Source organism: Pseudomonas sp. WHRI 8519, from assembly GCF_040224055.2.
GTDB lineage: Bacteria > Pseudomonadota > Gammaproteobacteria > Pseudomonadales > Pseudomonadaceae > Aquipseudomonas > Aquipseudomonas putida_X.
Map to the genome: position 1 here is coordinate 3,632,879 of NZ_CP167996.1, position 24,093 is coordinate 3,656,971.

General features: G+C 61.9%; 21 protein-coding genes. 12 read left to right on the forward strand and 9 right to left on the reverse strand.

Annotated features, from left to right (window positions below):
• Nucleotides 1-457: 457 nt before the first annotated feature.
• Both ABRP30_RS16600 and ABRP30_RS16605 read left to right on the forward strand, forming a co-directional pair.
• Nucleotides 458-700: a hypothetical protein gene (locus tag ABRP30_RS16600; RefSeq protein WP_267816830.1), complete on the forward strand. Its 243-nt coding sequence runs from the start codon at nucleotides 458-460 to the stop codon at nucleotides 698-700.
• A 144-nt stretch (nucleotides 701-844) separates the two neighbouring features.
• Entirely contained in the window at nucleotides 845-1,108 is a 264-nt protein-coding gene (locus tag ABRP30_RS16605) for a DUF3077 domain-containing protein (RefSeq protein ID WP_241805282.1), read from the forward strand.
• A 182-nt stretch (nucleotides 1,109-1,290) separates the two neighbouring features.
• On the opposite strand, the gene ABRP30_RS16610 is transcribed toward ABRP30_RS16605, so the two are convergent.
• Nucleotides 1,291-2,211, reverse strand: a complete 921-nt coding sequence (locus ABRP30_RS16610) for a LysR family transcriptional regulator (RefSeq protein WP_267816833.1) — start codon at nucleotides 2,209-2,211, stop codon at nucleotides 1,291-1,293.
• A 181-nt stretch (nucleotides 2,212-2,392) separates the two neighbouring features.
• Here ABRP30_RS16610 and ABRP30_RS16615 point away from each other — a divergent pair, with 181 nt between their 5' ends.
• The 4 genes from ABRP30_RS16615 to ttdB all read left to right on the forward strand — a co-directional run bounded on the left by ABRP30_RS16615 (nucleotide 2,393) and on the right by ttdB (nucleotide 6,422).
• The gene (locus ABRP30_RS16615; RefSeq protein WP_267816835.1) at nucleotides 2,393-3,448 is read left to right on the forward strand and encodes a tartrate dehydrogenase; all 1,056 of its coding nucleotides are present in this window, start codon (nucleotides 2,393-2,395) and stop codon (nucleotides 3,446-3,448) included.
• A gap of 97 nt (nucleotides 3,449-3,545) precedes the next feature.
• Complete coding sequence (locus ABRP30_RS16620) at nucleotides 3,546-4,886, forward strand: dicarboxylate/amino acid:cation symporter (protein WP_267816837.1); 1,341 nt, start codon at nucleotides 3,546-3,548, stop codon at nucleotides 4,884-4,886.
• A 10-nt stretch (nucleotides 4,887-4,896) separates the two neighbouring features.
• Nucleotides 4,897-5,805, forward strand: coding sequence for a L(+)-tartrate dehydratase subunit alpha (gene ttdA / locus ABRP30_RS16625; RefSeq protein ID WP_267816839.1), 909 nt, complete (start codon nucleotides 4,897-4,899; stop codon nucleotides 5,803-5,805).
• On the forward strand, nucleotides 5,802-6,422 hold the full coding sequence (gene ttdB / locus ABRP30_RS16630; RefSeq protein WP_267816841.1) for a L(+)-tartrate dehydratase subunit beta: 621 nt from the start codon (nucleotides 5,802-5,804) through the stop codon (nucleotides 6,420-6,422). Before ttdA ends, ttdB begins: the two co-directional genes overlap by 4 nt.
• A 305-nt stretch (nucleotides 6,423-6,727) precedes the next feature.
• Here the strand turns inward: ttdB and ABRP30_RS16635 are convergent, their stop codons facing one another.
• Nucleotides 6,728-7,984: an NADH:flavin oxidoreductase/NADH oxidase family protein gene (locus ABRP30_RS16635; protein ID WP_349974880.1), complete on the reverse strand. Its 1,257-nt coding sequence runs from the start codon at nucleotides 7,982-7,984 to the stop codon at nucleotides 6,728-6,730.
• 187 nt (nucleotides 7,985-8,171) lie between these two features.
• Complete coding sequence (locus tag ABRP30_RS16640; RefSeq protein ID WP_267816844.1) at nucleotides 8,172-8,651, reverse strand: MerR family transcriptional regulator; 480 nt, start codon at nucleotides 8,649-8,651, stop codon at nucleotides 8,172-8,174.
• A gap of 685 nt (nucleotides 8,652-9,336) precedes the next feature.
• Between ABRP30_RS16640 and ABRP30_RS16645 the strand changes: the two genes are divergently transcribed.
• The 4 genes from ABRP30_RS16645 to ABRP30_RS16660 all read left to right on the forward strand — a co-directional run bounded on the left by ABRP30_RS16645 (nucleotide 9,337) and on the right by ABRP30_RS16660 (nucleotide 12,812).
• Nucleotides 9,337-9,579 (forward strand): hypothetical protein, encoded by a 243-nt coding sequence (locus tag ABRP30_RS16645; protein ID WP_267816846.1) that lies wholly within the window; start codon nucleotides 9,337-9,339, stop codon nucleotides 9,577-9,579.
• Between the two features lie 144 nt (nucleotides 9,580-9,723).
• Nucleotides 9,724-9,987: a DUF3077 domain-containing protein gene (locus ABRP30_RS16650; protein ID WP_267816848.1), complete on the forward strand. Its 264-nt coding sequence runs from the start codon at nucleotides 9,724-9,726 to the stop codon at nucleotides 9,985-9,987.
• A 280-nt stretch (nucleotides 9,988-10,267) separates the two neighbouring features.
• On the forward strand, nucleotides 10,268-11,401 hold the full coding sequence (locus tag ABRP30_RS16655; protein ID WP_267816850.1) for an aminotransferase class V-fold PLP-dependent enzyme: 1,134 nt from the start codon (nucleotides 10,268-10,270) through the stop codon (nucleotides 11,399-11,401).
• A gap of 373 nt (nucleotides 11,402-11,774) precedes the next feature.
• The gene (locus ABRP30_RS16660; protein WP_267816852.1) at nucleotides 11,775-12,812 is read left to right on the forward strand and encodes a diguanylate cyclase; all 1,038 of its coding nucleotides are present in this window, start codon (nucleotides 11,775-11,777) and stop codon (nucleotides 12,810-12,812) included.
• 104 nt (nucleotides 12,813-12,916) lie between these two features.
• Here the strand turns inward: ABRP30_RS16660 and ABRP30_RS16665 are convergent, their stop codons facing one another.
• The 6 genes from ABRP30_RS16665 to ABRP30_RS16690 form a co-directional block, all read right to left on the reverse strand.
• Nucleotides 12,917-14,236: a serine hydrolase gene (locus tag ABRP30_RS16665; protein ID WP_267816854.1), complete on the reverse strand. Its 1,320-nt coding sequence runs from the start codon at nucleotides 14,234-14,236 to the stop codon at nucleotides 12,917-12,919.
• A 21-nt stretch (nucleotides 14,237-14,257) separates the two neighbouring features.
• Nucleotides 14,258-16,111 carry a DUF1302 domain-containing protein gene (locus tag ABRP30_RS16670; RefSeq protein ID WP_349974881.1) on the reverse strand — a complete coding sequence of 618 codons (1,854 nt, stop codon included), beginning with the start codon at nucleotides 16,109-16,111 and terminating at the stop codon, nucleotides 14,258-14,260.
• Nucleotides 16,112-16,355: 244 nt separating this feature from the next.
• Nucleotides 16,356-16,787: a thioesterase family protein gene (locus tag ABRP30_RS16675; RefSeq protein WP_267816858.1), complete on the reverse strand. Its 432-nt coding sequence runs from the start codon at nucleotides 16,785-16,787 to the stop codon at nucleotides 16,356-16,358.
• A 2-nt stretch (nucleotides 16,788-16,789) separates the two neighbouring features.
• Nucleotides 16,790-17,953, reverse strand: a complete 1,164-nt coding sequence (locus ABRP30_RS16680) for an iron-containing alcohol dehydrogenase (protein WP_267816860.1) — start codon at nucleotides 17,951-17,953, stop codon at nucleotides 16,790-16,792.
• Nucleotides 17,954-17,994: 41 nt separating this feature from the next.
• Nucleotides 17,995-19,782 (reverse strand): acyl-CoA dehydrogenase C-terminal domain-containing protein, encoded by a 1,788-nt coding sequence (locus ABRP30_RS16685; protein WP_267816862.1) that lies wholly within the window; start codon nucleotides 19,780-19,782, stop codon nucleotides 17,995-17,997.
• Nucleotides 19,779-20,966 carry a 3-hydroxyacyl-CoA dehydrogenase NAD-binding domain-containing protein gene (locus tag ABRP30_RS16690; protein WP_372490498.1) on the reverse strand — a complete coding sequence of 396 codons (1,188 nt, stop codon included), beginning with the start codon at nucleotides 20,964-20,966 and terminating at the stop codon, nucleotides 19,779-19,781. Before ABRP30_RS16690 ends, ABRP30_RS16685 begins: the two co-directional genes overlap by 4 nt.
• 149 nt (nucleotides 20,967-21,115) lie before the next feature.
• Here ABRP30_RS16690 and ABRP30_RS16695 point away from each other — a divergent pair, with 149 nt between their 5' ends.
• On the forward strand, nucleotides 21,116-22,015 hold the full coding sequence (locus ABRP30_RS16695; protein ID WP_241805296.1) for a LysR family transcriptional regulator: 900 nt from the start codon (nucleotides 21,116-21,118) through the stop codon (nucleotides 22,013-22,015).
• Between the two features lie 102 nt (nucleotides 22,016-22,117).
• A complete protein-coding gene (locus ABRP30_RS16700; protein ID WP_267816867.1) occupies nucleotides 22,118-24,076 on the forward strand; it encodes an alkyl/aryl-sulfatase in 1,959 nt (652 codons plus the stop codon).
• The last annotated feature ends 17 nt before the right edge of the window (nucleotides 24,077-24,093 follow it).

The following is a 24,093-nucleotide window of genomic DNA, read 5'->3' on the forward strand; positions in this document are numbered from 1 at the left end:
GCCAATCCCCGCAACCGACTGGCAGGTCACCATCCAAGCGCCCGAATCTATAATACCGAGCGTCGCCGAGCCGCTCCTCCAGCCATGGGTGAAAGTGCTGAGCCATGACCTGTGGTGTTTCAAGACTCCGTCACCCACATCTCGAGCGCTGGAAACGCCAAGAAATCAGATTTTGCCTCTTCCTTGTAGTCCATTTCCCAAACATACTCTCGCCGCACTTTTTCCGTTGCCGTCGCTTGGGCTGCGTTCTAGTCTCGGCGGGTCGTTGCTCATCAACGATACAGCTTTGACAGGCTGTGACGGCAAATAGTGTGCGGCCCCCTTATGGTGGCTGTACGTGCGGGCACGCTTGCGTGCGCCGGAACTTAGCTATTTCCGCCGGTCTGTCAACCCACGTACAGCTGCCACCCTTCTGTTTGACAGCAGACAGGTGGCAGCACAAAAAAGGTAAATAGCTATGCTAAAGGCCGTCCCCGATCCACCCCACAACCACCACTCCCTCGAAGACACGATCATCCAGGCTGCGGAGTTCGCCCTGTGCGCGCAGAGCGTGGCGCAGCAGGCTGTTTCGCTACAGCCCAGAACGTCCGCCTCGGTTCTAATGATGGCCTCGATGCATGAGCTCGAGTCGCTACGCGTGCTGCTCGAATCAGCGCTGATCCAGCTGCAGATGCCGACCGAACCACGCACCCTGCACTAGGCCGTTAAGCCTGTGTTGCCTGGGCGGGCGCTGTGGCCGGCAAGCCCGTACGCACAGCGCGCTGCGTGAGACCGGTGCTGAGCTAAAGGCGGGTTGTCCGTCATGACGTTCGCCCAGGCCCTAAACCTTCAGGGAGGCAACGCAATGACCCCAGATGACACCAAAGTTACTGTCGGTAAGACCACGTTCTACCAGGGTGAAAACCAGACCCATCCATTGTTTCGCATCGAAGCGGGCATCCCTTGCCAGAATGCCCGCGAACAGGCTTCAGAGCTGATGGGCTATGTGCGGGACCTGACCATCGAAGGCTTGATGGACGGTAAACCACAGCTGATCTGGGCCTCGCACTACCTGAGTGCGTTGGCCAAAGCACTGATGGATGATGCCGAGCTGGGCATGATGCACTAAGGGCTGAACTGCCTGACCATGGCGGACATCTGCAACCGGGGCCGCTTCGCGGCCCATCGCCGGCAAGCGCGGCTCCCACGGGTACAGCGCATGCCTGAAGGCTGGTGACATTCCCGGACTGCCTCCAAGGGGCGGATGGCGTCCAACTTCATGGGGGCAGTCCAGAGCTTGAGTTTCCCGGCTCAGGTCGCTCCCTCATTATCCTCAACATGGTCGATATGAGCGAAACGTTCGACCAGGAAGTCGATAAGGCTGCGCACGCGCGTTGAAAGATGTAGCTGCTGGGGGTACACCGCATAGACATCCGCACACGTCGGGGTCTCATTCTCCAGTACCAGGCGCAGCCGGCCGCTGCGTACGTAACGGGCGATATCCCACTCGGCACGCATCAGTATCCCGTAACCCTGCAATGCCCAGTTCAGTGCGACCTCCCCGTCGTTGCAACCCAAAGCAGCGCGTACCTTGATGTTTTGCGTACGGCTACCCGTGGTGAAACTCCATACGCCATAAGGTGTTTCGTTCTGGCGGATGAAGATGCAGTTGTGCTGCTGCAGATCCGACAGGCGCGTGGGAATGCCGTGCTTTTCCAGGTACAGCGGCGAGGCGCACAACAGTCGGCGGTTGGAAGCTATCTTGCGAGCATGGAATGCAGAATCCGGCATCGTGCCGAAGCGGATTCCAAGGTCAAAACCGTGAGTAGCCAGGTCCAGTGGGTGGTCGGTGATTTCAAGCTGGACTTCCACTTCCGGGTAGCGGCTGTAGAACGCCGCCAACGCCGGGCCGATATGCCGCCGACCAAAACCGAGGGAGGCATTGACGCGAATCAGGCCTTTGGGCGTCGCGCGACTGCTGACGACCATCTGCTCCACCTCGTTGATTTGCGTGAGGATCCGCGCAGCGTGTGAAAAATACAGCTCACCCTCCGACGTCAGGCTCATCGCGCGGGTGGTGCGATTGACCAGGCGCACACCAAACCGTGCCTCCAAGGCCGCCAGCCGCTTGCTCACCGCCGGTGGCGTTATGCCGAGCTCGCGCGCAGTGGCCGCGAGGCTGCCTTGGGTGGCGAGCAGATGGAAAAAGGAAAGATCCAATGTCTGGTTCATGCCTGGCTCAGCACAGTGAATGGGCCTACAGAATGGGCCTGGCGATTAGTAACCTCAAGTAATTTATCTAGTTATTTTGCATGACTTATTGCCTTTGGATTTCTGATTACACTCTGCTCACAACCTGTCCCTCGGTGTGATCGACAGGGAAAACAAGAAAATCCAGAGAAGGTAGGTGTCCATGAATAGTTACAACATCGCAGCTGTCCCTGGCGACGGAATTGGCATTGAAGTGATTGCCGCCGGCGTTGAGGTTCTCAAAGCCCTGTCGAAAAAATCCGGCTTCGAAATGACCTTCAAGGATTTTGACTGGAGCTCGGAGAAGTATCTGCAGACTGGCCATTACATCCCCGAGGGTGGCCTGGAAGCATTGAAGGCCTTCGACGCGATCTTCTTCGGCGCGGTCGGTGCCCTGGACGTACCGGACCATATTTCCTTGTGGGGCCTGCGCTTGCCGATTTGCCAGGGTTTCGATCAGTACGCCAATGTGCGCCCGGCACGCGTGCTGCCCGGCGTGAAGAGCCCGTTGCACAACGGCGACCAGATCGACTGGGTGGTGGTGCGGGAGAACTCGGAGGGTGAATACTCCGGTAATGGTGGTCGCGTACACCGCGGCCTGCCGGAAGAAGTGGCCACCGAGGTATCGGTATTTACGCGCGCCGGTGTCGAGCGCATCCATCGCTTTGCCTTCCAGCTGGCGCAGAGTCGCCCACGCAAGCACCTGACCATGGTGACCAAATCCAATGCCCAGCGCCATGGCATGGTGCTGTGGGATGAGATCTTCTACGAAGTCGCCAAGGACTTCCCGGATGTGAGGATCGACAAGGAGCTGGTCGACGCTGTCACTACGCGCATGGTACTCAAACCGGCCACCTTGGATGTGATCGTGGCCACCAACTTGCACGCCGACATCCTGTCCGACCTGGCCGCCGCATTGTCTGGCAGCTTGGGTATCGCCCCCACCGCCAACCTCAACCCATCGCGTCAATTCCCCTCGATGTTCGAGCCGATTCACGGTTCAGCCTTCGACATCACCGGCAAAGGCGTAGCCAACCCGATTGCGACCTTCTGGACCGCGGCGATGATGCTTGAACACCTGGGCGAGGTGGCAGCGGCAAAACAGCTGATGTCAGCTATCGAAGCCGTTACCGAAAGCGGCCTGCACACCCCTGATCTGGGCGGGACAGCGACTACCCGGCAGATCACTGATGCAGTGATCGCGCTCATAAATCGCTGACTGTTCAGAACCGTAATCGAGACATAGCGCCGAGAGGGGGGCCGTTGACCTGCCTTCTTGGTATCGCCTGACAAGAATAAAAAATCAGGGTCCTGTCATGAAAAGCCTTCTGGGTAAGTTATATGTACAAGTATTGATCGGCGTCGCCGCCGGCATAGCGCTGGGTGTGTTTTGGCCGCAGATCGGCACCGACCTGAAACCACTTGGCGATGCGTTCATCAGGCTGATCAAGATGGTGTTTGCACCCATCATTTTCGCCACGGTGGTGCTGGGCATCGCCAAGATGGAAAACATGAAAGAGTTGGGGCGCGTGGGCGCCCGGGCACTCATTTACTTTGAAGTGCTTTCTACCTTCGCCTTGGTGCTGGGGCTCCTGGTGGTCAACTTCGTGAAGCCTGGCGCGGGAATGAACGTTGATGCCGCACACCTCGACGCCTCCAGCATCGCCACCTATACCGTGGCTGCGCAAAGTGGCGACGGTATCACTGAGTTCTTGATGAAAATCATCCCGGCCAGTGTCACCGATGCGTTTGCACAGAATCAGATTTTGCCGATCCTGCTGTTTTCCACCCTATTCGGTATCGCCTTGGCGCATCTGGGGCCACGTGGCAAACCCATGGTCGATGTGCTCGAGTCTTTCTCTCACGGCATGTTCCACATCGTCGGCATGATCATGCGCCTTGCACCGCTGGCAGCCTTTGGCGCGATGGCGTTCACCATCGGCAAGTACGGCCTGGGTTCGATCGTGTCGCTTGGCAAGTTGGTCGCGACCATGTACGTCACCTGCTTCCTGTTTGTCGCGGTGGTACTCGGCTTTATCGCACGCTTGTCCGGCTTCAGTTTGTGGAAGTTCCTCAAGTACCTTCGCGAGGAACTGTTCACCGTGCTGGGCACCAGTTCGTCTGAGTCGGTGGTACCGCAATTGATGAACAAGCTGGAAAAGGCCGGGGTCTCCAAGCCGGTGGTGGGCCTGGTGATTCCGTCTGGGCTGACCTTCAACCCCGACGGCCAGTGCATCTACTACACAATGGCCGCGATCTTCATCGCTCAGGCCACGAACACGCCGCTGAGCCTGATGGACCAGCTGATCGTGCTGGGCGTGCTACTGCTCACCTCCAAGGGGTCGGCCGGCGTAACAGGCTCGGGCTTCATTACCCTGGCCGCGACCCTGGCGACCATGGACAAGATCCCGGTGGCCGGCATGGTTCTGCTGCTCGGAATAGATCGTTTCATGTCCGAGGCCCGCGCCATCACCAACACCATCGGCAATGCGGTCGGCACCGTCGCCATCGCCAAATGGGTTGGCGCCTTGGATGGCGAACGAATGAAACAGGTCCTCGATGGTCGGGCAGTCGAGAAGGCAGAAGAACGCCCTTCCAACACCGTGCCTGCCACGCCCGCTGCCGTTTCCGACAAAAAAAACCTTGTGATGCCCTGAGGAAAACACCGTGGATAACCTAGAAAAAGAACATGCCGTGTCGTCGCTGACCGACACCTTGGCCAGGTTCACCGCTTATATCGGCAAGCGTCTGCCCAAGGACGTCAAAGCCAAGACTGCGAAGCTGCGTGCGGCAGAGACCAACCCACTGGCCATCGCTGTGTACGACTCGATGGCCGACAACCAGGAATACGCCGACAAGCTGAACCGCCCCAGCTGCCAGGATACCGGCGTGATTCAGTATTTCATCTCGGCGGGCGCGCGGTTCCCGCTGCTCGGTGAAATGGAGGGCATCCTGGAAGGTGCCACCAAGCAGGCCACTGTCCACGGGCCCTTGCGCCACAACGCAGTGGAAACGTTCATCGAAAAGAACACCGGCACCAATACCGGCTCGAAGATCCCTTGGCTCGACTGGGAGATCATCCCCGATGCGGACTACGCGATCGTCGACGTGTACATGGCCGGTGGTGGCTGCACCCTGCCGGGCTCAGCCAAGGTGCTGATGCCGGGGCAAGGTTACGAAGGGGTGACCGAGTTCGTCTTCGATGTGATCACCTCCCGCGGCATCAATGCCTGCCCGCCACTTCTGGTGGGGGTTGGCGTATCGACCTCGGTAGAGACTGCGGCCCGCCTGTCGAAGAAGGCCATCCTGCGCGAGGTGGATTCCAGCCACCCCAACCAAAGCGCGGCAATGATGGAGAAGCTGCTGGAGGAAGGCTTGAACGAAATCGGTATCGGCCCCCAAGGCCTGACCGGTAATAGCAGCGTGATGGGCGTGAACATCGAGTCATCGGCGCGTCACCCTTCGACCATTGGCGTGGCCGTTTCCACCGGCTGCTGGGCGCACCGTCGCGGCAAGATCCGCATCAACGCCGACCTTTCCTATGACATCCTCTCCCATGAAGGCGTAGTACTGTGAACAGTCCAGCGAAAAAGATCATCAACACCCCGATCAGCGACGAAGACTTGGCTGGCCTGAACGTCGGGGATGTCGTTTACCTCACTGGCCAATTGGTGACCTGCCGTGACGTGGCTCACCGCCGCCTGATCGAGCTCGGTCGCGAGCTGCCGGTGGACCTGCGTGGCGGCGCGATCTTCCATGCCGGGCCGATCGTGAAGAAAAAAGACGATGGCAGCTTCGAAATGGTGTCCATCGGCCCGACCACCAGCATGCGCATGGAAAAGTTCGAGAAGCAATTCATCGAGCAGACGGGTGTGAAGCTGATCGTCGGCAAGGGCGGCATGGGGCCGGAGACCACCACCGGTTGTCTGGAGAACAAAGCCGTACATGCGGTGTTCCCTGGTGGCTGCGCGGTACTGGCGGCAACTCAGGTCGAAGAGATCGAACGCGCCGAATGGCAGGATCTGGGCATGCCGGAAACCCTATGGGTGAACCGCGTACGCGAGTTCGGGCCGTTGATCATTTCCATCGATACCAAAGGCAATAACCTGTTTGAGCAAAACAAGGTGCGTTTTAACGAGCGTAAAGGTTCGGTGATCGAAAAGATCAACTCACAGGTTCGCTTCATCAAGTGATGTAGCAGCGTGGCGGTTTTCCGTTGCAGAACGCGAAACCTGCTTCCTCAGGTTTCGCTAACGCCCTCGTAACGCTGCTCCCGCAGATCATCACTGCCACGTGCATCTGCGCCCAGCATTCAGGTTGCAGAAAAAGGCGAAGGTATCGCGACGAGCAGTCAATGGACGGCACCACGCCAAGCAGCTCCATGACGCGGGTCTCATGCCTGAAGCGATTGCCGAAATCAGTACGGGCCGCCTCCTCTACTTCCCACCTGTGAACGAGATCCACCGCGCACTTTGACCAGATTGGCCCTGCGCACGGGTCATCTTGCGTCTCTCAGGCCGTTGTAATGCTCCGACCTTTCACTCCATTTACGATACTGGCGAGTACGAAAAGCCATGTTGAGCTGTTGCAGGATCAGCGCGCGCAGCGGCGACACGCTCGGGTCGGGCTTTTTACCCCGGCTCAGTTTGCGCAATTGAAACTTCACCACCGCCATGTTCGCCAAGGCCGAGATGGCTTTGTTTTTCCACGTGATCGGCGGTAATTCAGGGGCGTTGTCTTTGCCCTGCAACCAGGCACGAGGCAGGTGCGGATCGATGGCTAACGCCGTTCCGATACCCACCATGTCCACCCCGCTGTGCACGACGCTTTCGGCCACCGGGTGGCGACGTATACCGCCGGTGACCATCACCGGCATTCTGGCAACGGTTTGGAGATCACGGGCAAACTCGACGAAATACGCTTCGCGAGCCAGGGTGCGACCATCGCGTGCGTGCCCCTGCATGGCAGGTACTTCGTAACTGCCTCCCGACAACTCCACCATGTCTACGCCCAGGTCATTGAGCAGCTCAACAACCTTTTTCGCGTCATCGGTGGTGAATCCTCCGCGCTGAAAATCGGCGGAATTGAGTTTGACCGCCACCGCAAAATCCGCAGAAACCACGGCCCTTATCGCCTTGACGATTTCCAGCAACAGGCGCGCCCGGTTTTCCAAAGAGCCACCCCACTGGTCGTTCCGTTGGTTGGTCAACGGCGAAAGGAACTGGCTCAACAAATAGCCATGGGCGGCGTGGATCTCCACACCGGTGAATCCGGCTTGTTCACCCAGGCGAGCGGTGTTGGCGAAGCGCTGAATAACTTCTTCGATCACGCCAGGGGTCATCGCGTGAGGCATGGCAAAACGCTTGGACATGTTGCCCAGTTCCAGCGGTACGGCTGATGGTGCCCAGGTTTTTTGCCCAAGATTGGACTGCATCTGCCGCCCTGGGTGGTTGATCTGCAACCAAAACTGCGCACCGCCGGATCGACCAATACGCGCCCAGCGCTTGAACTTGTCCAGTTGCTGATCGTCCTGTAATACCACGCCCCCCGGCCCGGTCATGGCACGGCCGTCGACCATCACATTGCCGGTGATGATAAGGCCGGCACCACCGTCCGCCCACGCTTGATACAAACGCATGAGTGCTTCGGAAGGCGCTTGGTCGGCATCCGCCATATTCTCTTCCATGGCGGCTTTGGCGATTCGGTTCTTGACGGTCGAACCGTTGGGAAGCATCAGGGCGTCGAACAAATTCATGGAGCAGTCCTCAACTGGGTATGAGGCCACCTTAAGCTTGAAGTTAACTTTAAGGTCAATGCCTTCTTCAAGGTCAGGCGATTTTCAATCGCTCCTTACGGTATCGAAAATGTGTTCAATTGCCCAAAGCCGTGGCTGAGGCCGTGATGGCGGTGCTTTCTGGCGACAACGGGGCGCGCTGAGTCTGTCAGGCCCCGGACGCCTGGCGGGCGTTTTTTCTGGTGGAAGACTTCACCGCAGGTTTGCCGGAGGCTTGGCCAACCCCTTCTTCGCGCAGACGATTGATCAGCATTTGCGCATTGTCGGCACACGCCATGCCCTCGGGCTTATCCTCGATGCCCTTGATGACGAGCAGAAGTTGCGCTTTGTTCTGTGCGAGCCGTTGCTCCAGAACAGTGATTTCCTCCACCTTCTGTTTGAGTCCTGAGAGCAACTCGTCATGCCGCCAGCCACTGGCGTACATCGGCATCAATTGCCGGATCTGCTGCAAAGAAAAACCTGCCGCTTGTGCGCCGGTTATCAGTTCCAGAACCCATTCGGTATCAGGCGCATAGTCGCGGTATCCATTGGCCTTGCGCTCGACGGAGCTGATCAAGCCACTGGCCTCGTAGAATCGGATGCGTGACGGAGTCAATCCACTGATTTTCGCCAGTTCGCCTATTCTCATGCCTCACCCTGAAATGCCTGTTGACCTTGAAGTTGACTTTAAACCTAAAGCCAGCGGGCGGCCAGGCATCAGGTAGGACTTGGTCGCCATGGTATTCATGGGGAAGCGGAGGCTCATCCAGCGCGCGTCCGCTAAACTGCCTCAAGAAGGCTTTACTCTGCGGGCGGCCTGCGATAGCCACCAGGTAACAGCAAATGACCGTCAGCGCTTAACGCAGGCTTGCAACCAGCTCCTAGGGACCATGAGGCCCACACTCCAGCCTAGGAAATCCTTCACATACTTGTGTTTCGATCATCACTTCCCCGGCATCAGTCACATCGATTCGTCACGAGACTGGTTGACATAGACCGATCAATACCCGCACACCTTGAGCGCTGAAAACGCCAAGAAATCAGATTTTGCCTCTTCCTTGTAGTCCATTTCCCAAACATACTCCCGCCGCACTTTTTCCGTTGCGGTCGCTTGGGCTGCATTCTAGTCTCGGCGGGTCGCTGTTGTTCAGCGATCGGCTTTGACAGGCCGCGACGGTATTATGCATACGGCTTGCCTTCAATGGCGGCTGTACGTGCGGGCACGCTTGCGTGCGCCGGAACTTGCATAGTCCGCCGGTCTGTCAACCCATGTACAGCTGCCACCCTTCTGTTTGACAGCCGATAGGTGACCGCCTAATTGAAGGTACTATGCAATGCTCAAAATGGTCCCCGATCCACCCCACAACCACCACGCCCTCGAAGACACGATCATCCAGGCTGCGGAGTTCGCCCTGTGCGCGCAGAGCGTGGCGCAGCAGGCTGTTTCGCTACAGCCCAGAACGCCCGCCTCGGTTCTGATGATGGCCTCGATGCATGAGCTCGAGTCGCTACGCGTGCTGCTCGAATCAGCCCTGATCCAGCTGCAGATGCCGAACGAACCACGCACCCTGCACTAGGCCGTTAAGCCTGTGTTGCCTGGGCGGGCGCTGTGGCCGGCAAGCCCGTACGCACAGCGCGCTGCGTGAGACCGGTGCTGAGCTAGAGGCGGGTTGCCCGTCATGACGTTCGCCCAGGCCCTAAACCTTCAGGGAGGCAACGCAATGACCCCAGATGACACCAAAGTCACTGTCGGTAAGACCACGTTCTACCAGGGTGAAAACCAGACCCACCCATTGTTTCGCATCGAAGCGGGTATCCCTTGCCAGAATGCCCGCGAACAGGCTTCAGAGCTGATGGGCTATGTGCGGGACCTGACCATCGAAGGCTTGATGGAAGGTAAACCACAGCTGATCTGGGCCTCGCACTACCTGAGTGCGTTGGCCAAAGCACTGATGGATGATGCCGAGCTGGGCATGATGCACTGAGGGCTGGGCTGCCTGACCATGGCGGACATCTGCAACCGGGGCCGCTTCGCGCCCCATCGCCGGCAAGCGCGGCTCCCACGGGTACAGCGCATGCCTGAAGTCCATTCTGTGGGCCAGATTCGTAGGGAATGAGGCTACTGACCAACACGCGAGCTGGAACAATGGCTATGGTGGTAACTGCCGGCTGAAAGACGCCGCATCAGTCCCGACTCATCCTCGCTTTTGCCAAATGCCTGGAGCAGGGTCGATACCACTGATATCCATGCCAAAGGAGTCACCTATGTCAACGCTTTATCCCAGTATTGATCCTGAGGGGCTGGTCGAGTACTCGGTGGTCTACACCGACCGCTCGCTCAATCACATGTCACAGGTATTTCAAGGCGTGATGAAAAACATTTCCAGGACCCTGAAACAGGTCTACAACGCCCAGGCTGTTGCGGTGGTCCCAGGGAGCGGCACATTCGGCATGGAAGCGGTGGCCCGGCAGTTTGCCACTGGCCAGCAATGCTTGGTGATACGCAACGGCTGGTTCAGTTATCGCTGGAGCCAGATACTTGAAATGGGCAACATCCCGGCGGCCACGACGGTGCTCAAAGCCCGACCGATAGACGCGGGTCGCCAAGCGGCTTACGCCCCACCTCCGCTTGACGAAGTCCTGGCGGCCATCAAGGCGCACAAGCCGCAAATGGTCTTCGCCCCCCACGTTGAAACCTCATCAGGGATTGTCCTGCCCGACGAATACATACGGGCCGTCGGCGACGCTGTCCATGAAGTGGGTGGTTTGTTCGTGCTGGACTGCATTGCCTCAGGCACGCTTTGGGTTGATATGCAGAAATGTGCAGTGGACTTGCTGATCAGCGCCCCGCAGAAAGGCTGGAGCGCCTCCCCTTGCTGTGCCCTGGTGATGTTCAGCGCGTTGGCCCTGGAGCGCATGGAGCACACGCATAGCAGCAGTTTTGCCTGCGACCTGAAAAAGTGGCTGCAGATCATGCAGGCCTACGAACAGGGCGGGCATGCCTACCATGCGACCATGCCCAGCGACTCGCTCGCGCGATTCAACGACGTGATGAACGAGATGCAGGCCTACGGTTTCGATAAGGTCCGCGGGGAACAACAGGCTCTGGGCGATCGGGTGCGCACCATGTTGACCCGCAAAGGCATCAAAAGCGTGGCTGCGGACGGTTTTCAGGCCCCTGGCGTAGTAGTGAGCTATACCGACGATGCGGGGATCAAGACCGGTAAGAAATTTGCCGACCACGGCCTACAGATCGCCGCCGGGGTGCCGTTGCAATGCGACGAGCCCGCCGATTTCCAGACCTTCCGCATCGGCCTGTTCGGGCTCGAAAAACTGCACAATATCGAGCGCACGGTCAGCACCCTTGAGCAGGCGATCGACAAGGTGATGGCGAGCTAAGCCATCATCCTGGCCGCAGCGCCTGTCAGTGGTGAATGTGCCCCCAAGGCGCGCCGAACAGCATCGGCCATTACACGCCCTCATCGCTAGGCGGGTTCGCGGCAGAAGGAGCACGGCAGCAAAGCCACTTGCAGGGCTCGGCTCAGACTGGGCGTCTCGAGTGAGCTTCAAGCAGCAAGAATGATTTGTCGGTAGAGCGAAGCACTGGCTTGAGCCTGGCCTGCGGATTTAGCATGTGGCCTGGAAATGCTGCAGTTTGCGTCCTATACCAGAACATCCCGTTTCGCTAGAAATCGCGTGCTGATCCTGTCCTCGCAACGAATGCCGCAGCCTCTGACAGGTGCCGCCCGCACCCCCAGAAAAAGGAAGCCCCATGCCAGCTTGTCCCCTGCCCTCCGACGAAGCAGCTCGCCAACGCACTCTGGATGAGATGCACCTGCTCGACACACCGGCCGAGCATTACCTCGACACCCTGGTACGGCTTACCCAGCAACTGGCACAAGTGGACACCGTGCTGATCAGCCTGATCGACCAGGAGCGCCAGTGGTTCAAGGCACGTATCGGGCTGGAGGCCACCGAGACGCCGCGCAACGTTTCATTCTGTGGCTACGCCATCCTTGGCGAAGGCACCTTGTTGGTGCCCGATGCCACGCATGACCCGCGTTTCGTCGACAACCCGCTGGTACTCAGCCCACCCTACATCCGCTTTTACGCCGGCCATCCGTTGCGCGCGGGGAATGGCAAAGCCATAGGGACGTTGTGCATGCTCGACCCTCGCCCGCGCACGCTGAACGAAACGCAGCAAGCCAACTTCAAGGACCTGGCCACCCTCGCAGAGGGTTACCTGCAGTTGCGTGGCCTGATCCAGACCAACCGTGACCTGCGCCTGGAAATGGACCGAGAGCAGCGCAAGGCCATGCTCGACCCTTTGACGCAGCTGTGGAACCGCAACGGTCTGACAGCGTTCGAGGACCACGAGCGGCGCCGCGCAGCACAGAGCAGCCTGCGCCTGGGGGCGATCTATGCAGACCTCGACCACTTCAAAAGCATCAACGACCGGTATGGCCATGCCACTGGCGATCAGGTGCTGTGCGAATGCGCCCGCCGCCTGCGCGCAGCGCTGCGCCCGGACGATCTGGTGGTGCGCCAGGGCGGCGAGGAATTCGTCGCGCTGGTCATGGTCAACGACAGCGAAGAGCTCAAGGGGATTGCAGAGCGGGTGCGGCAGATGATTGGCAGCGAACCGCTACAACTGCCCACCGGCCCGCTGCGTGTCAGCCTGAGCATCGGCTGCACGCTGCTCAACGATCAAGAGCACCTCGACCGGGCGCTGGAACGCGCCGACTCCGGGCTCTACAGCGCCAAGCAGAATGGGCGTGACCGGGTGGTTTATGTAGCAACCGTTGACTGACCTGGACGGCGGCGAGCACCTCCTCAGGGTGTACGCCGCCATGGCCAGTCTTCCAGTGCCCGGTAAGCGAGCTAGTGATCGCTACCCTCAGACAGAGACAAACATCACCCCGGCAGCGCCGCCAATACCGCAGTGACCATGCCGTTGAACGTCGCCGGTGAGTCCACCACGCGTGCAGTGACTTTCGCCTCACCGTCGGCACGGGTGGCGCGCCGGGCCTGGTCGGCAGTGGCCGACAGCTTGACGATCACTACTTCGCGGCGCGGGTTGATATAGATTTTCTGACCGAAGCGCCCGCTGGCCTCGACAGAGCCGTCGCCATCGTTTTTCTGATACCAGTAGTTGCGATAAGCGTAGCCCGGGCGGCCGGGGGCAAGGTTACCTTGGGCGAACGACGCCGGATCGGCGGGCTGGAACGTGCTGCGCACCGCTTGGTTGAAACTGTCACCCTTGACGTCACGGGCCAGCTCACGGCGCACCCGTTCAGCGAAGCGCGCCGTGTCGCGCAGGTTGCAGCTGATACCGCCGCTGGCCATCTCGGTACCGAGCGGGTCGACTTGCACATAGGCGTCGTCCTGGGCGAAGCGTGACCAGATACGTTGTTCAACCAGTTGCGCCCAGTTCAGCCCGGTGATGCGCCGCAGTGCCCAGGCCAACGCTTCGGGTGAGCCGTTCTGGTAAAAAAACAGCGGTTTGGCGCCTGAGTCGGGCGCCTTTCGTGCGTGCTGGAGGAAACTGTAGATATCCCCCGGCATGCCTTCGGCCCGAGGTATAAGCCCCGTGGCGGCAAACAGCCCCAGGTCCGGCGGCATCTGCGGCGGGTACTCCACCGCCACCTGCATGTCGAGGTTGGCCTGCACCGTTGCCTCGCCAAATGGCGTGCCGCTGAGTTCCGGCACGTAATGCGCCAATGTACGTTGCGGGTCCAGCGTGCCTTCGGCGATCAGTTGGGCGGCGATCAGGCCAGTCACGGACTTGGTCATCGAGGCCCAGATATGCGGCTGCCCGGGTTGGAAACCTTCCAGATAACGCTCGTACACCACCTGGCCACGGTGCAGCACGATGAGCCCATCGGTGCTGGTCTGTTGCAGGTAGCTCGCCAACGTCAGGGGCTGCTCGCCGGCAGTGAACGCCACCTGGTCAAGCGCCAGCTCGGTGCCTGTTGGCAAGGCCAGCGGCGTGGACGCGCGGCCGATGCCCCGGGTCGGCGAAACCTCGCGGGCGTGGCGCATGGACCAGCGCAGGAACGGTGGCTGGAACGCGTTGGCCTGGTTCACGCGCAACTGCGGTGCGGGGGGAAACCCTTGCATCACGCCCTGCTCTGCCGGTGCGCTGCTGGCCACGCCCGGGGCAAGTGTACCGGCCAGCATCAAAGCGATGGCCGGCAGGTTGGCCGGTGATGGGTGCATGCTGCGTTTGGACATGGTCTTGTCTCCTTGAACGGTCTAGAAGTTGGCGCCGACGCTCACGGCCACGTAGTCGCGGTCGCCGCGGATGCCGTAATCGCCATCGAGATAATCGGTGTAGGCAAGGCTTGCCCAGTACTTGCTGGCCAGCGCCACGTCCACGCCCAGGCTGATCGAGCGCGAGCCTTCATTGAAGCCCGACCCATCGGCGGGCGAATAGCCTTTCACGTCGTGGGACCAGGCCAGGTTAGGGCGAATGTCCACGCCCGGGACCAGGTTCTGGTAGCTCCAGGTCGCCCGTAGGCGGTAGCCCCAGGAAAACGGCGTAACGAACCCTTCGCCGTTGCAGTCAGCAGGGCTTTTCGAGATCGTCTGGCAGAGGCCGTTATCGGCCAGCTCACCGTTGCCGTAGGCCCCCGAGCGGCCATAACGCGGCCCGAAACGCCCCTCGAGCCCGCCCACATAGGTTGCGCCCACCTCCCCCATCAGCAGCAACTGGTTGGCGCCCATCACCTGGCTGAACGCCTGCATCGCCGACACTTGGGCCTGGGTCACTTCCTTGCGTCGATACCCGTCGAACAAGGTGTCGTCGGTCGATGGGCGCAGGCCTTCGGCGTTGAGCGGGCTGCGGCCCGGGGCGTTGAGCAGCGACTGCAGCACATCGTTACCGTTGAGCTGCACCGGCTGGTTGGGGCGGTGGCTCAACTCCCCCTGCACGGCGGTGCCGTTGTGCAGGGTGGTGGCGAAGGTGATGCCGTAGAGCCGGATATCCTCGGGGTACTGCGCCAGGTACTGCGAGGTTCCCATGCGCAGGGCGCCGGCCAGGGACTGCCCGCTGCTCGACGCCAGGAAGGCACCGCAGCCAGACAGTGGCACGCCAAGGGTGCTGCACAGGTCCCTGGCAAATCCGGTATTGGCGTAGTAGCGGCTGCTGACCGTGCCCAGGTAGGGAGAACGGCTGTGGTAGTTGGCCGCGAACAGGCCGAACTCGGTATCCAGCGATTGGACATACCAGTGCAAGGCAAACCCCCATTGGCCTCCATTACGCGCATCCTGGTCGGCCCCGCGCGGCACGCGCACGCCCTCATCGGTGAGCGTCACACCCAGGGACGCCAGCGCTTGGGAAACACCCGGGTTGGCGACCATCTGCCCACCGACATCCAGGCCTTGGCAGCCCTCGGGCATGAAGTCGTTGTTGGAGAAGAAGGTCGCACAGTTGTCCAACCGGGTCTGCTCCCAGTCCAGTTGGTAGAAGGCGTCGAATGACAGGGCCTGGTTGAGGTTCTGCGTGACATACAGAAGGTTGACCGGCGCCAGCGCGTCTTTGACCTCTGAGCCCGGCCGGCGCAACGCGGCCTGATTGAACGGGCTGATTACGTTCAGGCCACCCTGGATGAACAGGCTTTCGCCCCAGTTCACGACCTGTTTGCCCAGGCGCACCGAGCCGGGCTCGCCGTCGATGTCGTAGAGGGCATAGGCAAAGGCATCGAGCAGTTCCGCTGCGGCAGTTTTAGCCGATGCCTGGCGGTTGTGGTCGTCGATGTCGACTGCACGCTGGCTATGGTCGCGTTGCACCGTGTCATACCAGTAGGTGCCGCGCAGAAACACCCCAACGTTGTCCCGGTGCAGTTCCAAGTCATGGGTTGCTTTGAAAATGGCCGAGAACACATCACCCGAGCGGTAGTTCCGCCGCCCGTCATTACTGTTGGCGGCCTGCAACTGCTGTTTGTCGGGGTTGGCTGTGCTGACGGCAGTGCCGAACGACAGCGCCGTGTCGAAGCGCCCTTCGAGCGGGCCGGCCTGGAACTGCAAGGCAGCCGCCGGGGCGGCGAGCAGGCAGCATAGAGCCGCCAGCGGCGCTTGGCGCCGGCAGATACGGATGTATTCGCTCACTCTTAACCTCTTGTTGTTTTATTCGAGAGTGAAAGGTGGGGTAGCACAGATGAAGTGCCGGTCGCCGAGGCAGGCGGTACCGGTAATCTGGATTATCGGGGCAGTGAAAGCGGGCTCACAAATAGCGTCTTCGGATCAGTGCCATGCCAGATTGTTATGGCCTGGGCAGGGTTTGAGAGAGGCCTTCAGGGCTGCCTGGGCTCATGGGGCGGCGCGAATCGAGCACCGCCCCCCGCAGGTGACCTCAAACCGCCAACAGTTCCAAGGCCCTGCGCACGTTGCCTGGTATGGCAACCGCCCGCTGCTCACGACGATCGACGAATACATGGGTGAAACGCCCGGCCGCGCACGCTTGAGGTTCCCCCTCGACGAAGACGGCCAGCGCGTAGTTCACCGAACTGTTGCCTATCCCCGTGACCGCAATACCCACTTCGATGCGTTGCGGAAAGGCGACCGCGGCGAAGTAGTCGCAAGCAGACCCGGCCACATAGGCCACCACCGGGTCGCGGTGAATATCCAGACCGGCATGCTCGATCAGCCAGGTGTTCACCGCGCTGTCGAAAAAACCGTAGTAGACGACATTGTTCACATGCCCATACAGGTCGTTGTCGTGCCAGCGCGTGGTGATCGGCTGGAAGTGGCGATAGGCGCCGCGTAGCGGGCGTTCCCTGGCCATGATCAGAACGCCGCCTGGTAGAGTTCGACAGCATCGGCAAGGGTGACCTTGCGCGGGTTGTTCACCAGCAGGCGCTGCTGTTGCAGCGCTTCTTCAGCAAGCTGTTGCAAACTGTGCCGGGGCACGCCGACATCCCGCAACCGGCTCGGCAAGCCGCAGCGAGGTGCCAATTGCTCCAGCTCGGCAATGAACTGGCTGCACAACTCATGGGGCCCGCCAGGCACCAGCCGCTCGCCCAACAAGGCCGGCGCCAGCGCCGCGTAGTCGGCGAATGCCTCGCTACGGTTGAAGCGCATGACATGCGGCAGGACCAAGGCATTGGCCAGCCCGTGCGGTACGTGAAAGCGCGCCCCCAGCGGGTAGGCCAGGGCGTGCACCGCAGCGACCGGTGCGTTGGCGAACGCCTGGCCGGCCAGGCAAGCCCCTAGCAGCATGGCCTGACGGGCCTGCAGATTACCGCCGTTGTGGACTGCCTGGTCGAGGTTGCCTGCCAGCAGTGTCAAGGCTTCGCGGGCCAGCAGGCTGGACAGTGGGTTGCGCTTGAACTTGCTGGTGCTGGCTTCGATGGCATGCACCATCGCATCGATGCCCGTGGCGGCCGTGATCGCCGGTGGCAGGCCCAGCGTGCGCTCGGCATCGAGCAGCGCCAGGTCTGGCAGCAGCAGCGGTGAAATCACCGCCATCTTGGCGCACTCGCCGGTGGTGATGACGGCAATGGGCGTGACCTCCGAGCCGGTACCCGCAGTGGTTGGGACCTGGATCAGGGGCAGGCGCTGGCCCTTGGCCTGGTCAATGCCATACACCGCCTCCAGGGTCTGGTCGCACCCTGGGTGGGCCAGCAGCGCGACCAGCTTGGCGACATCCATGGAGCTGCCGCCACCGAACCCGACAATCAGCTCGGCACCGATATGCCGGGCACGGCCGACGGCAGCCAGCACGCAGGCATGGCTGGGGTCGGCGCTGACATCACTGAAGATCGCCGCACTCAGGTTCGCCTGGGTGAAGCCAGGCAGGATGTCGTCGAGCATCCCCAGGCTGACCAGACCGGGGTCGGTAACGATCAGCACGCGACGCACGCCGCGTTGCTGACACAACTGGGCCAGGCGGCCCGCGGCGCCCGGTTCGCAGAGCAGGTGAGCGGTCGTGGCAAAACTGAATGGCTGCATGTTCAGGGTCCTTTTGTTCTTGTGGGTGAACGGCGCAGCGCTCAGAAGGCGAAGTGCGCTTCATTCAGGCTCATCAGGCACTGCGCGCCGCCACGCAAAGCCTCACAGTGGGCACTTGCGCGCGGCAGGATGCGCCGCCAGTAAAAGTCCGCTGCGTGCAATTTGGCCTGATAGAAAGCGCTGTCGCCGCTGCCGGCGGCCAGTGCCGCACGGGCCCGCTGGGCCGCCCGCAGCCACAGCGCAGCCAGCAGCACATAGCCTGAATAGGCAAGAAAATCGACCGACACCGCGCCAATTTCCTGTGGGTCGCAGCGGCAGGCATCGAGCACCTCGGTGCTCAGGTTGCGCCACTCCTGCAGGCGCAGGGTCACCGCCTCGGCCATCGCAGCCAGGTCATCTGCGCGGCACGCGTGCGCCGCCTCCAGCAGGTCATCGATCAACAGACGCAGCTGCTCGCCACCATCGGCCAGCACCTTGCGGCGCACGAGGTCCAGGGCCTGAATGCCATTGGTGCCCTCATACAGCTGGGTGATGCGGCTGTCGCGCATCAACTGCTCCATGCCCCACTCGCGAATGTAACCATGGCCGCCATACAGCTGCACGCCCAGGCTGGCGACCTCCTGGCCGACATCGGTGAGGAAGGCCTTGACCACCGGAATCAGCAGCGCTGCCCGACGCCCGGCGGCAGCCTGCACTTCAGGCTGGGCCGCACCCTGCTCCAGGTCTAGCGCCTGTGCAGCATAGGCCGCCAGCATCCGGCAACCCTCGCTGAGGGTCTTCTGGGTCAGCAGCATGCGCCGCACATCAGGGTGGCAGATGATCGGGTCGGCGCTGCGCTCGGGCGCCACCGAGCCGGCCAGGCTACGCGACTGCAAGCGCTCGCGGGCGTAGGCCAGGCCGCCCTGGAAGGCAGCTTCGGCAATGCCCAGCCCCTGCAGCCCCACCTGAAAGCGCGCATCGTTCATCATGGTGAACATGCACGCCAGGCCCTGGTTGGCTTCACCCACCAGCCAGCCGCGGGCGCCGTCGAAGTTCATCACGCAGGTGGCTGCCCCCTTGATGCCCATCTTGTGTTCAAGGGCACCGCAGCCCAAGGCGTTGGGCACCCCCGGCCCACCGTCGGCCGCGCACTCGAACTTGGGCACCAGGAACAGGCTGATGCCGCGGACACCGGCCGGCGCATCGGGCAGGCGCGCCAGCACCAGGTGGATGATGTTGTCGGTCAGGTCCTGGTCGCCGCCACTGATGAAGATCTTGCTGCCACTGATGCGATAGCTGCCATCGCCTTGCGGCTCGGCCCGGGTACGCAACAGCGCCAGGTCGGTGCCAGCCTGCGGTTCGGTCAGGCACATGGTGCCGGCCCACTCGCCGCTGACCAGCTTGCCCAGGTAGTCGCGTTTGAGCGCCGGGCTGCCATGGCGATGCAGCGCCAGCACAGCGCCTTCGGTGAGGCCCGAATAGATGCGAAACGACAGCGAGGCGCCCATCAGCATTTCGTGGAAACAGGCGGCGACCATCTGCGGCAGGCCCTGGCCATCGTGCTCGGTCGGGCCGGTCATGCCGCCCCAGCCCTGCTCGACATACAGCCGGTAGGCCTGGCGGAAGCCTTCGGGGGTCAGCACCTGCCCCTGTTCCAGGCGGCAGCCCTGCTCGTCGCCCTGGCGATTGAGCGGGGCCACCACCTCGCTGGCAAAGCGAGCGCCCTGTTCAAGGATGCCATCGATGGTTTCACGGTCCAGACCGTTGCCCAGGCGGGCGCAATGCTGCGCCACATCGAACACCTCATGCAGGACGAACTGCATGTCACGCAGGGGGGCTCGGTAGCTCATACGCGGCCCTCATTCACGTCAGCCAACTGTTTGCCAGCTGCCGCCAGCCGCATCAGAAGACCCGCCGGGCGCCAGTGTTCGCCAAACAGGCCTTGCAGCCGCTCCAGCCTCGCCAGCAGCAGCCCCAACCCTTGTCGATCGGCCCAGGACATCGGCCCGCCCGTCTCTGCCGGGAAGCCATAACCATGCAAGTAGACCCGGTCGATGTCCTGGCTGCTGCTGACTATGCCCTGCTCGAGAATCTTCGCCCCTTCATTGACCAGCGCCAGCAGGCAGCGCTCACGGATTTCCTCATCGTCGATCGGACGCCGACGCACCCCCAGGTCCTGAGCGACCTTGAACACCAAGGCATCCACTTCGGGGTCATGCACGGCTTCGCGGCTGCCGGGTGCGTAACGGTAATAGCCCTGGCCAACCTTCTGCCCGAAACGACCGAGTGCGCACAGGGCATTGTCGACCTGGACCAACGGGGCATCCATCCCCTGCCCGGCCAATTGACGTGCGCGCCACTCCAGGTCGATGCCTACCACGTCGTACATACGGAACGGCCCCATGGCAAAGCCGAACCCCTGCAGCGCCTCGTCCACCTGCCGCGGCGTGGCGCCCTCGAGCAGCAACTGCCGGGCCTCGGCGACATAGGTGCGCAACATGCGGTTGCCAATGAAACCGGGGCAGTTCCCAGCGACCACCACCTCCTTGCCGATGCGCTGGCCCAGCGCCACGGCCGCCTCCAGCACTGCGGGCGCGGTGCACTTCCCACGCACCACTTCCAGCAGCTTCATCACATGCGCCGGGCTGAAAAAGTGCAGCCCCAACACCTGTTCAGGCCGCCCGGTAACGGCGGCGATGGCATCGATGTCCAGCGCCGAGGTATTGCTGGCCAGGATCGCTTCAGGCTTGAGTGTGCTGTCCAGGGTGCGGAAGATCTCTTGCTTGAGCGCCAGGTTTTCGTACACCGCCTCGATCACCAGGTCGGCCTCGGCCAGCTCGGTGTAAGCCGTGACCTGCCGCACGCGAGCCAGGCAGGCATCGGCCTGGGCCTGGTCGATGCGGCCTTTGGCGACCTGCTGCGCCCACGTCTGCGCAAGCATGGCAAGGCCTGCCTCGGTGGCGCTGGGGTCGTTGTCCAGCCACAGCACAGGCAGCCCGGCACGGGCCAGGCTGATGACGATGCCGCGGCCCATGGTGCCGGCGCCGATCACTGCAGCCTGCTGAACGTTATAGGAAGTACTCACGGGTGACACTCCTGATTCGGTGTAAAGGCATTGCCCCCACCCTAGTCAGGCGCCTACTATTTTTGAAATTCTAATTTTCCATCCCATGTATTTTTCGCATGAATATAGCCAACTTTGATCTCAACTTGCTGCGTGTGCTGGACATGCTGCTGCGTGAACAGAACGTGTCACGTGCTGCCGAGCGCCTGGCGTTGACCCAGCCGACGGTGAGCAACGCCCTGGCGCGTCTACGGGACATTCTCGGTGACCCGCTGCTGGTGCGGGTCGGCCGACGCATGCGCCCAACCCCCCGCGCCCTGGCCCTGGAAGGGCCGATTCGCGCGGCCCTGCAGCAGATCGAGCAGACCCTCGGCGCTGGCGACAGCTTCGACCCAGGCCGCAGCCACCGGCAACTGCGCATCGCCCTGACCGACTTCGCCGAACAATTGTGCATGCCCAGGTTGCTTGCCACCTTGCAAACCCAGGCGCCGCATCTGCGTGTGGATGTGCTGCACCTGGCACCCAACCTGCCGGCCGAAGCCCTCGACCGTGGCGAACTCGACCTGGTGCTGGGGCGCTTCGACGATGTGCCGGCGCGCTACGAGCGCCGCCACTGGCGCAGCGAAACCCTGCACGTGGCGGTGCGCCAGGGGCATCCAGAGGTCGATGGCGCGCTCGACCTGCAAGCCTTCCTGGGCTTGCGTCACCTCTGGGTGCACGGCGGCCAGACCCGGGGCATGGTCGACCAGTGGCTGGCCGAACAGGGCCTTGCGCGGCGCATCGCCTATACCACGCCCAATTACCTGCAGGCCGCACACCTGGCCGCCAGCTCCGACCTGTGCGTGGTCTTGCCCACCGCACTGGCCCGCCATTTCGCCCAGCTACTGCCCTTGCAGGTCTTTGACCTGCCCTTCGCCCTGGAGCCCTTCGAGCTGGAACTGGTGTACCTTGCCCATCGTCAGCACGACCCGGCACTGGCCTGGCTGGTCGCGCGCATCATGGATATTCGCGCCGGCTGAGCCATCGCATTCAGGTATGGCCACCCATGCAAGAGTGGTATTGGTTCGCTGGCAATCGATGTCCTTAGAGTGGTGGCCCCCATAACAACAAGGACCACCCCTATGCGCCTACGCTACCTGCCCACCCTGCTGGCCCTCGCCCTGCCCTCTGCGGTGCTGGCCCAGGCACCGGCCAAGGACGCCACCGAGCTGACGCGCCAAAGCAACCAGCAGTGGCTGCAGCGCCTGCCCTTCGAGAACCGGGCAGACTTCGACAACGCCCGCCGCGGCCTGCTGGAAAGTGCCGACCAGGCGGTGCTCAATGCCGATGGCAAGACGGTCTGGGACCTGCAGCGCTACGCCTTCCTCAAGGGCGAGGCGCCGGCGACGGTCAACCCCAGCCTGTGGCGCATCGCCCAGCTCAATACCATCGCCGGCCTGTTCAAGGTTACCGACCGCATCTACCAGATACGCGGCATGGACCTGGCCAACATGACCTTGATCGAAGGCGAACACGGGCTGATCGTGATGGACCCGCTGCTGTCGGTGGAAACCGCCCGGGCCGGGCTGGCCATGTACTTCAGGCATCGCCCGCAGCGGCCGGTGGTGGCAGTGATCTACACCCACCCACACGTCGACCATTTTGGCGGCGCGCGCGGGGTGATCGATGAGGCCGACGTAAAGGCCGGCAAGGTTCAGGTCATCGCCCCTCAAGGTTTCTTGGAACATGCCATCAGCGAGAACGTACTGGCCGGGCCGGCGATGAAGCGCCGGGCGCAGTACATGTATGGTGCGCCTCTGCCACGCAGCGCCCGCGGGCAGGTTGACGCAGGCCTCGGCAAGGCCGTGCCGGCCAATGCCACAGTCAGCCTCATCGCCCCGACACGGCTGATCGAAAAACCGTTCGAGACCCTGCGCATCGACGGCGTGGATATCGAGTTCCAGCTGACGCCCGGCACCGAAGCACCGGCCGAGATGAACCTGTGGTTCCCGGCGTTCAAAGCCCTGTGCATGGCCGAAAACGCCTCCCATGTGCAGCACAACATCCTCACCCTGCGTGGCGCGCAGGTGCGCGATGCGAAGGTCTGGGCGCACTACCTGGACCAGTCGCTGCTGCGTTACGGCGACAAGGCCGAGGTGGTGTTCGCCCAGCACCATTGGCCGACCTGGGGCGGCGCGGCGATCCGTGAATACCTGGCCGATCAGCGCGACATGTACGCCTTCCTCGACAGCCAGACGCTGCGCCTGCTCAACCGCGGCCTCACCCCTACTGAGATCGCCGCCGAACTGACCTCGCTGCCCCCCCGCCTGGCCAACAAATGGTACAGCCGTGACTACTACGGCTCACTCAGCCACAACGTGCGGGCGGTGTACCAGCGCTACATGGGCTTCTACGACGGCAACCCGGCGACCCTCAACCCCTTGCCGCCGAGCGATGCGGGCCAGCGCTACGTGGCGGCGCTGGGCGGCAGCGAGCGGGTGCTGACGCTGGCGCGTGAGGCGTACGACAAGGGTGACTACCGCTGGGTGGCGGAGCTCACCCGGCACCTGGTGTTCGCCCAAGCCGACAACAGCGCTGCACGTAACCTGCAAGCCGATGCCCTGGAGCAACTGGGTTACCAGAGCGAGAACGCCACCTGGCGCAACGCCTACCTGACCGGTGCGCAGGAGCTGCGCAACGGCGTCGCGGCCGGTGCCAGCAAAGGCGGCAGCGCCGACGACCTGGTACGCGCACTGACCCCATCGCTGTTCTTCGACTACCTGGGTGTGCGCGTCGATGCCGCCAAGGCGGCTGAGCAGGACCTGACCATCAACTGGCGCTTCACCGACATCGATGAAGACTACGCCCTGACCCTGCGCAATGGCGTGCTGACCCACCGCGACCATGCACAGCACGCCCAAGCGGATGTGCAGATCAACATGAGCAAGGCCACCCTGGACCGCATTGCACTCAAGCAGACCGGTTTTCTCAAGGAAGCCAAGACGGGTGATATCGACATCAGCGGTGAGCGGGTGAAGTTCATGCAGTTCATGGCTGGGCTGGATGAGCCGGACGGGCGCTTCAATATCGTCACGCCCTGAGCCTGCAACGGCGCCGT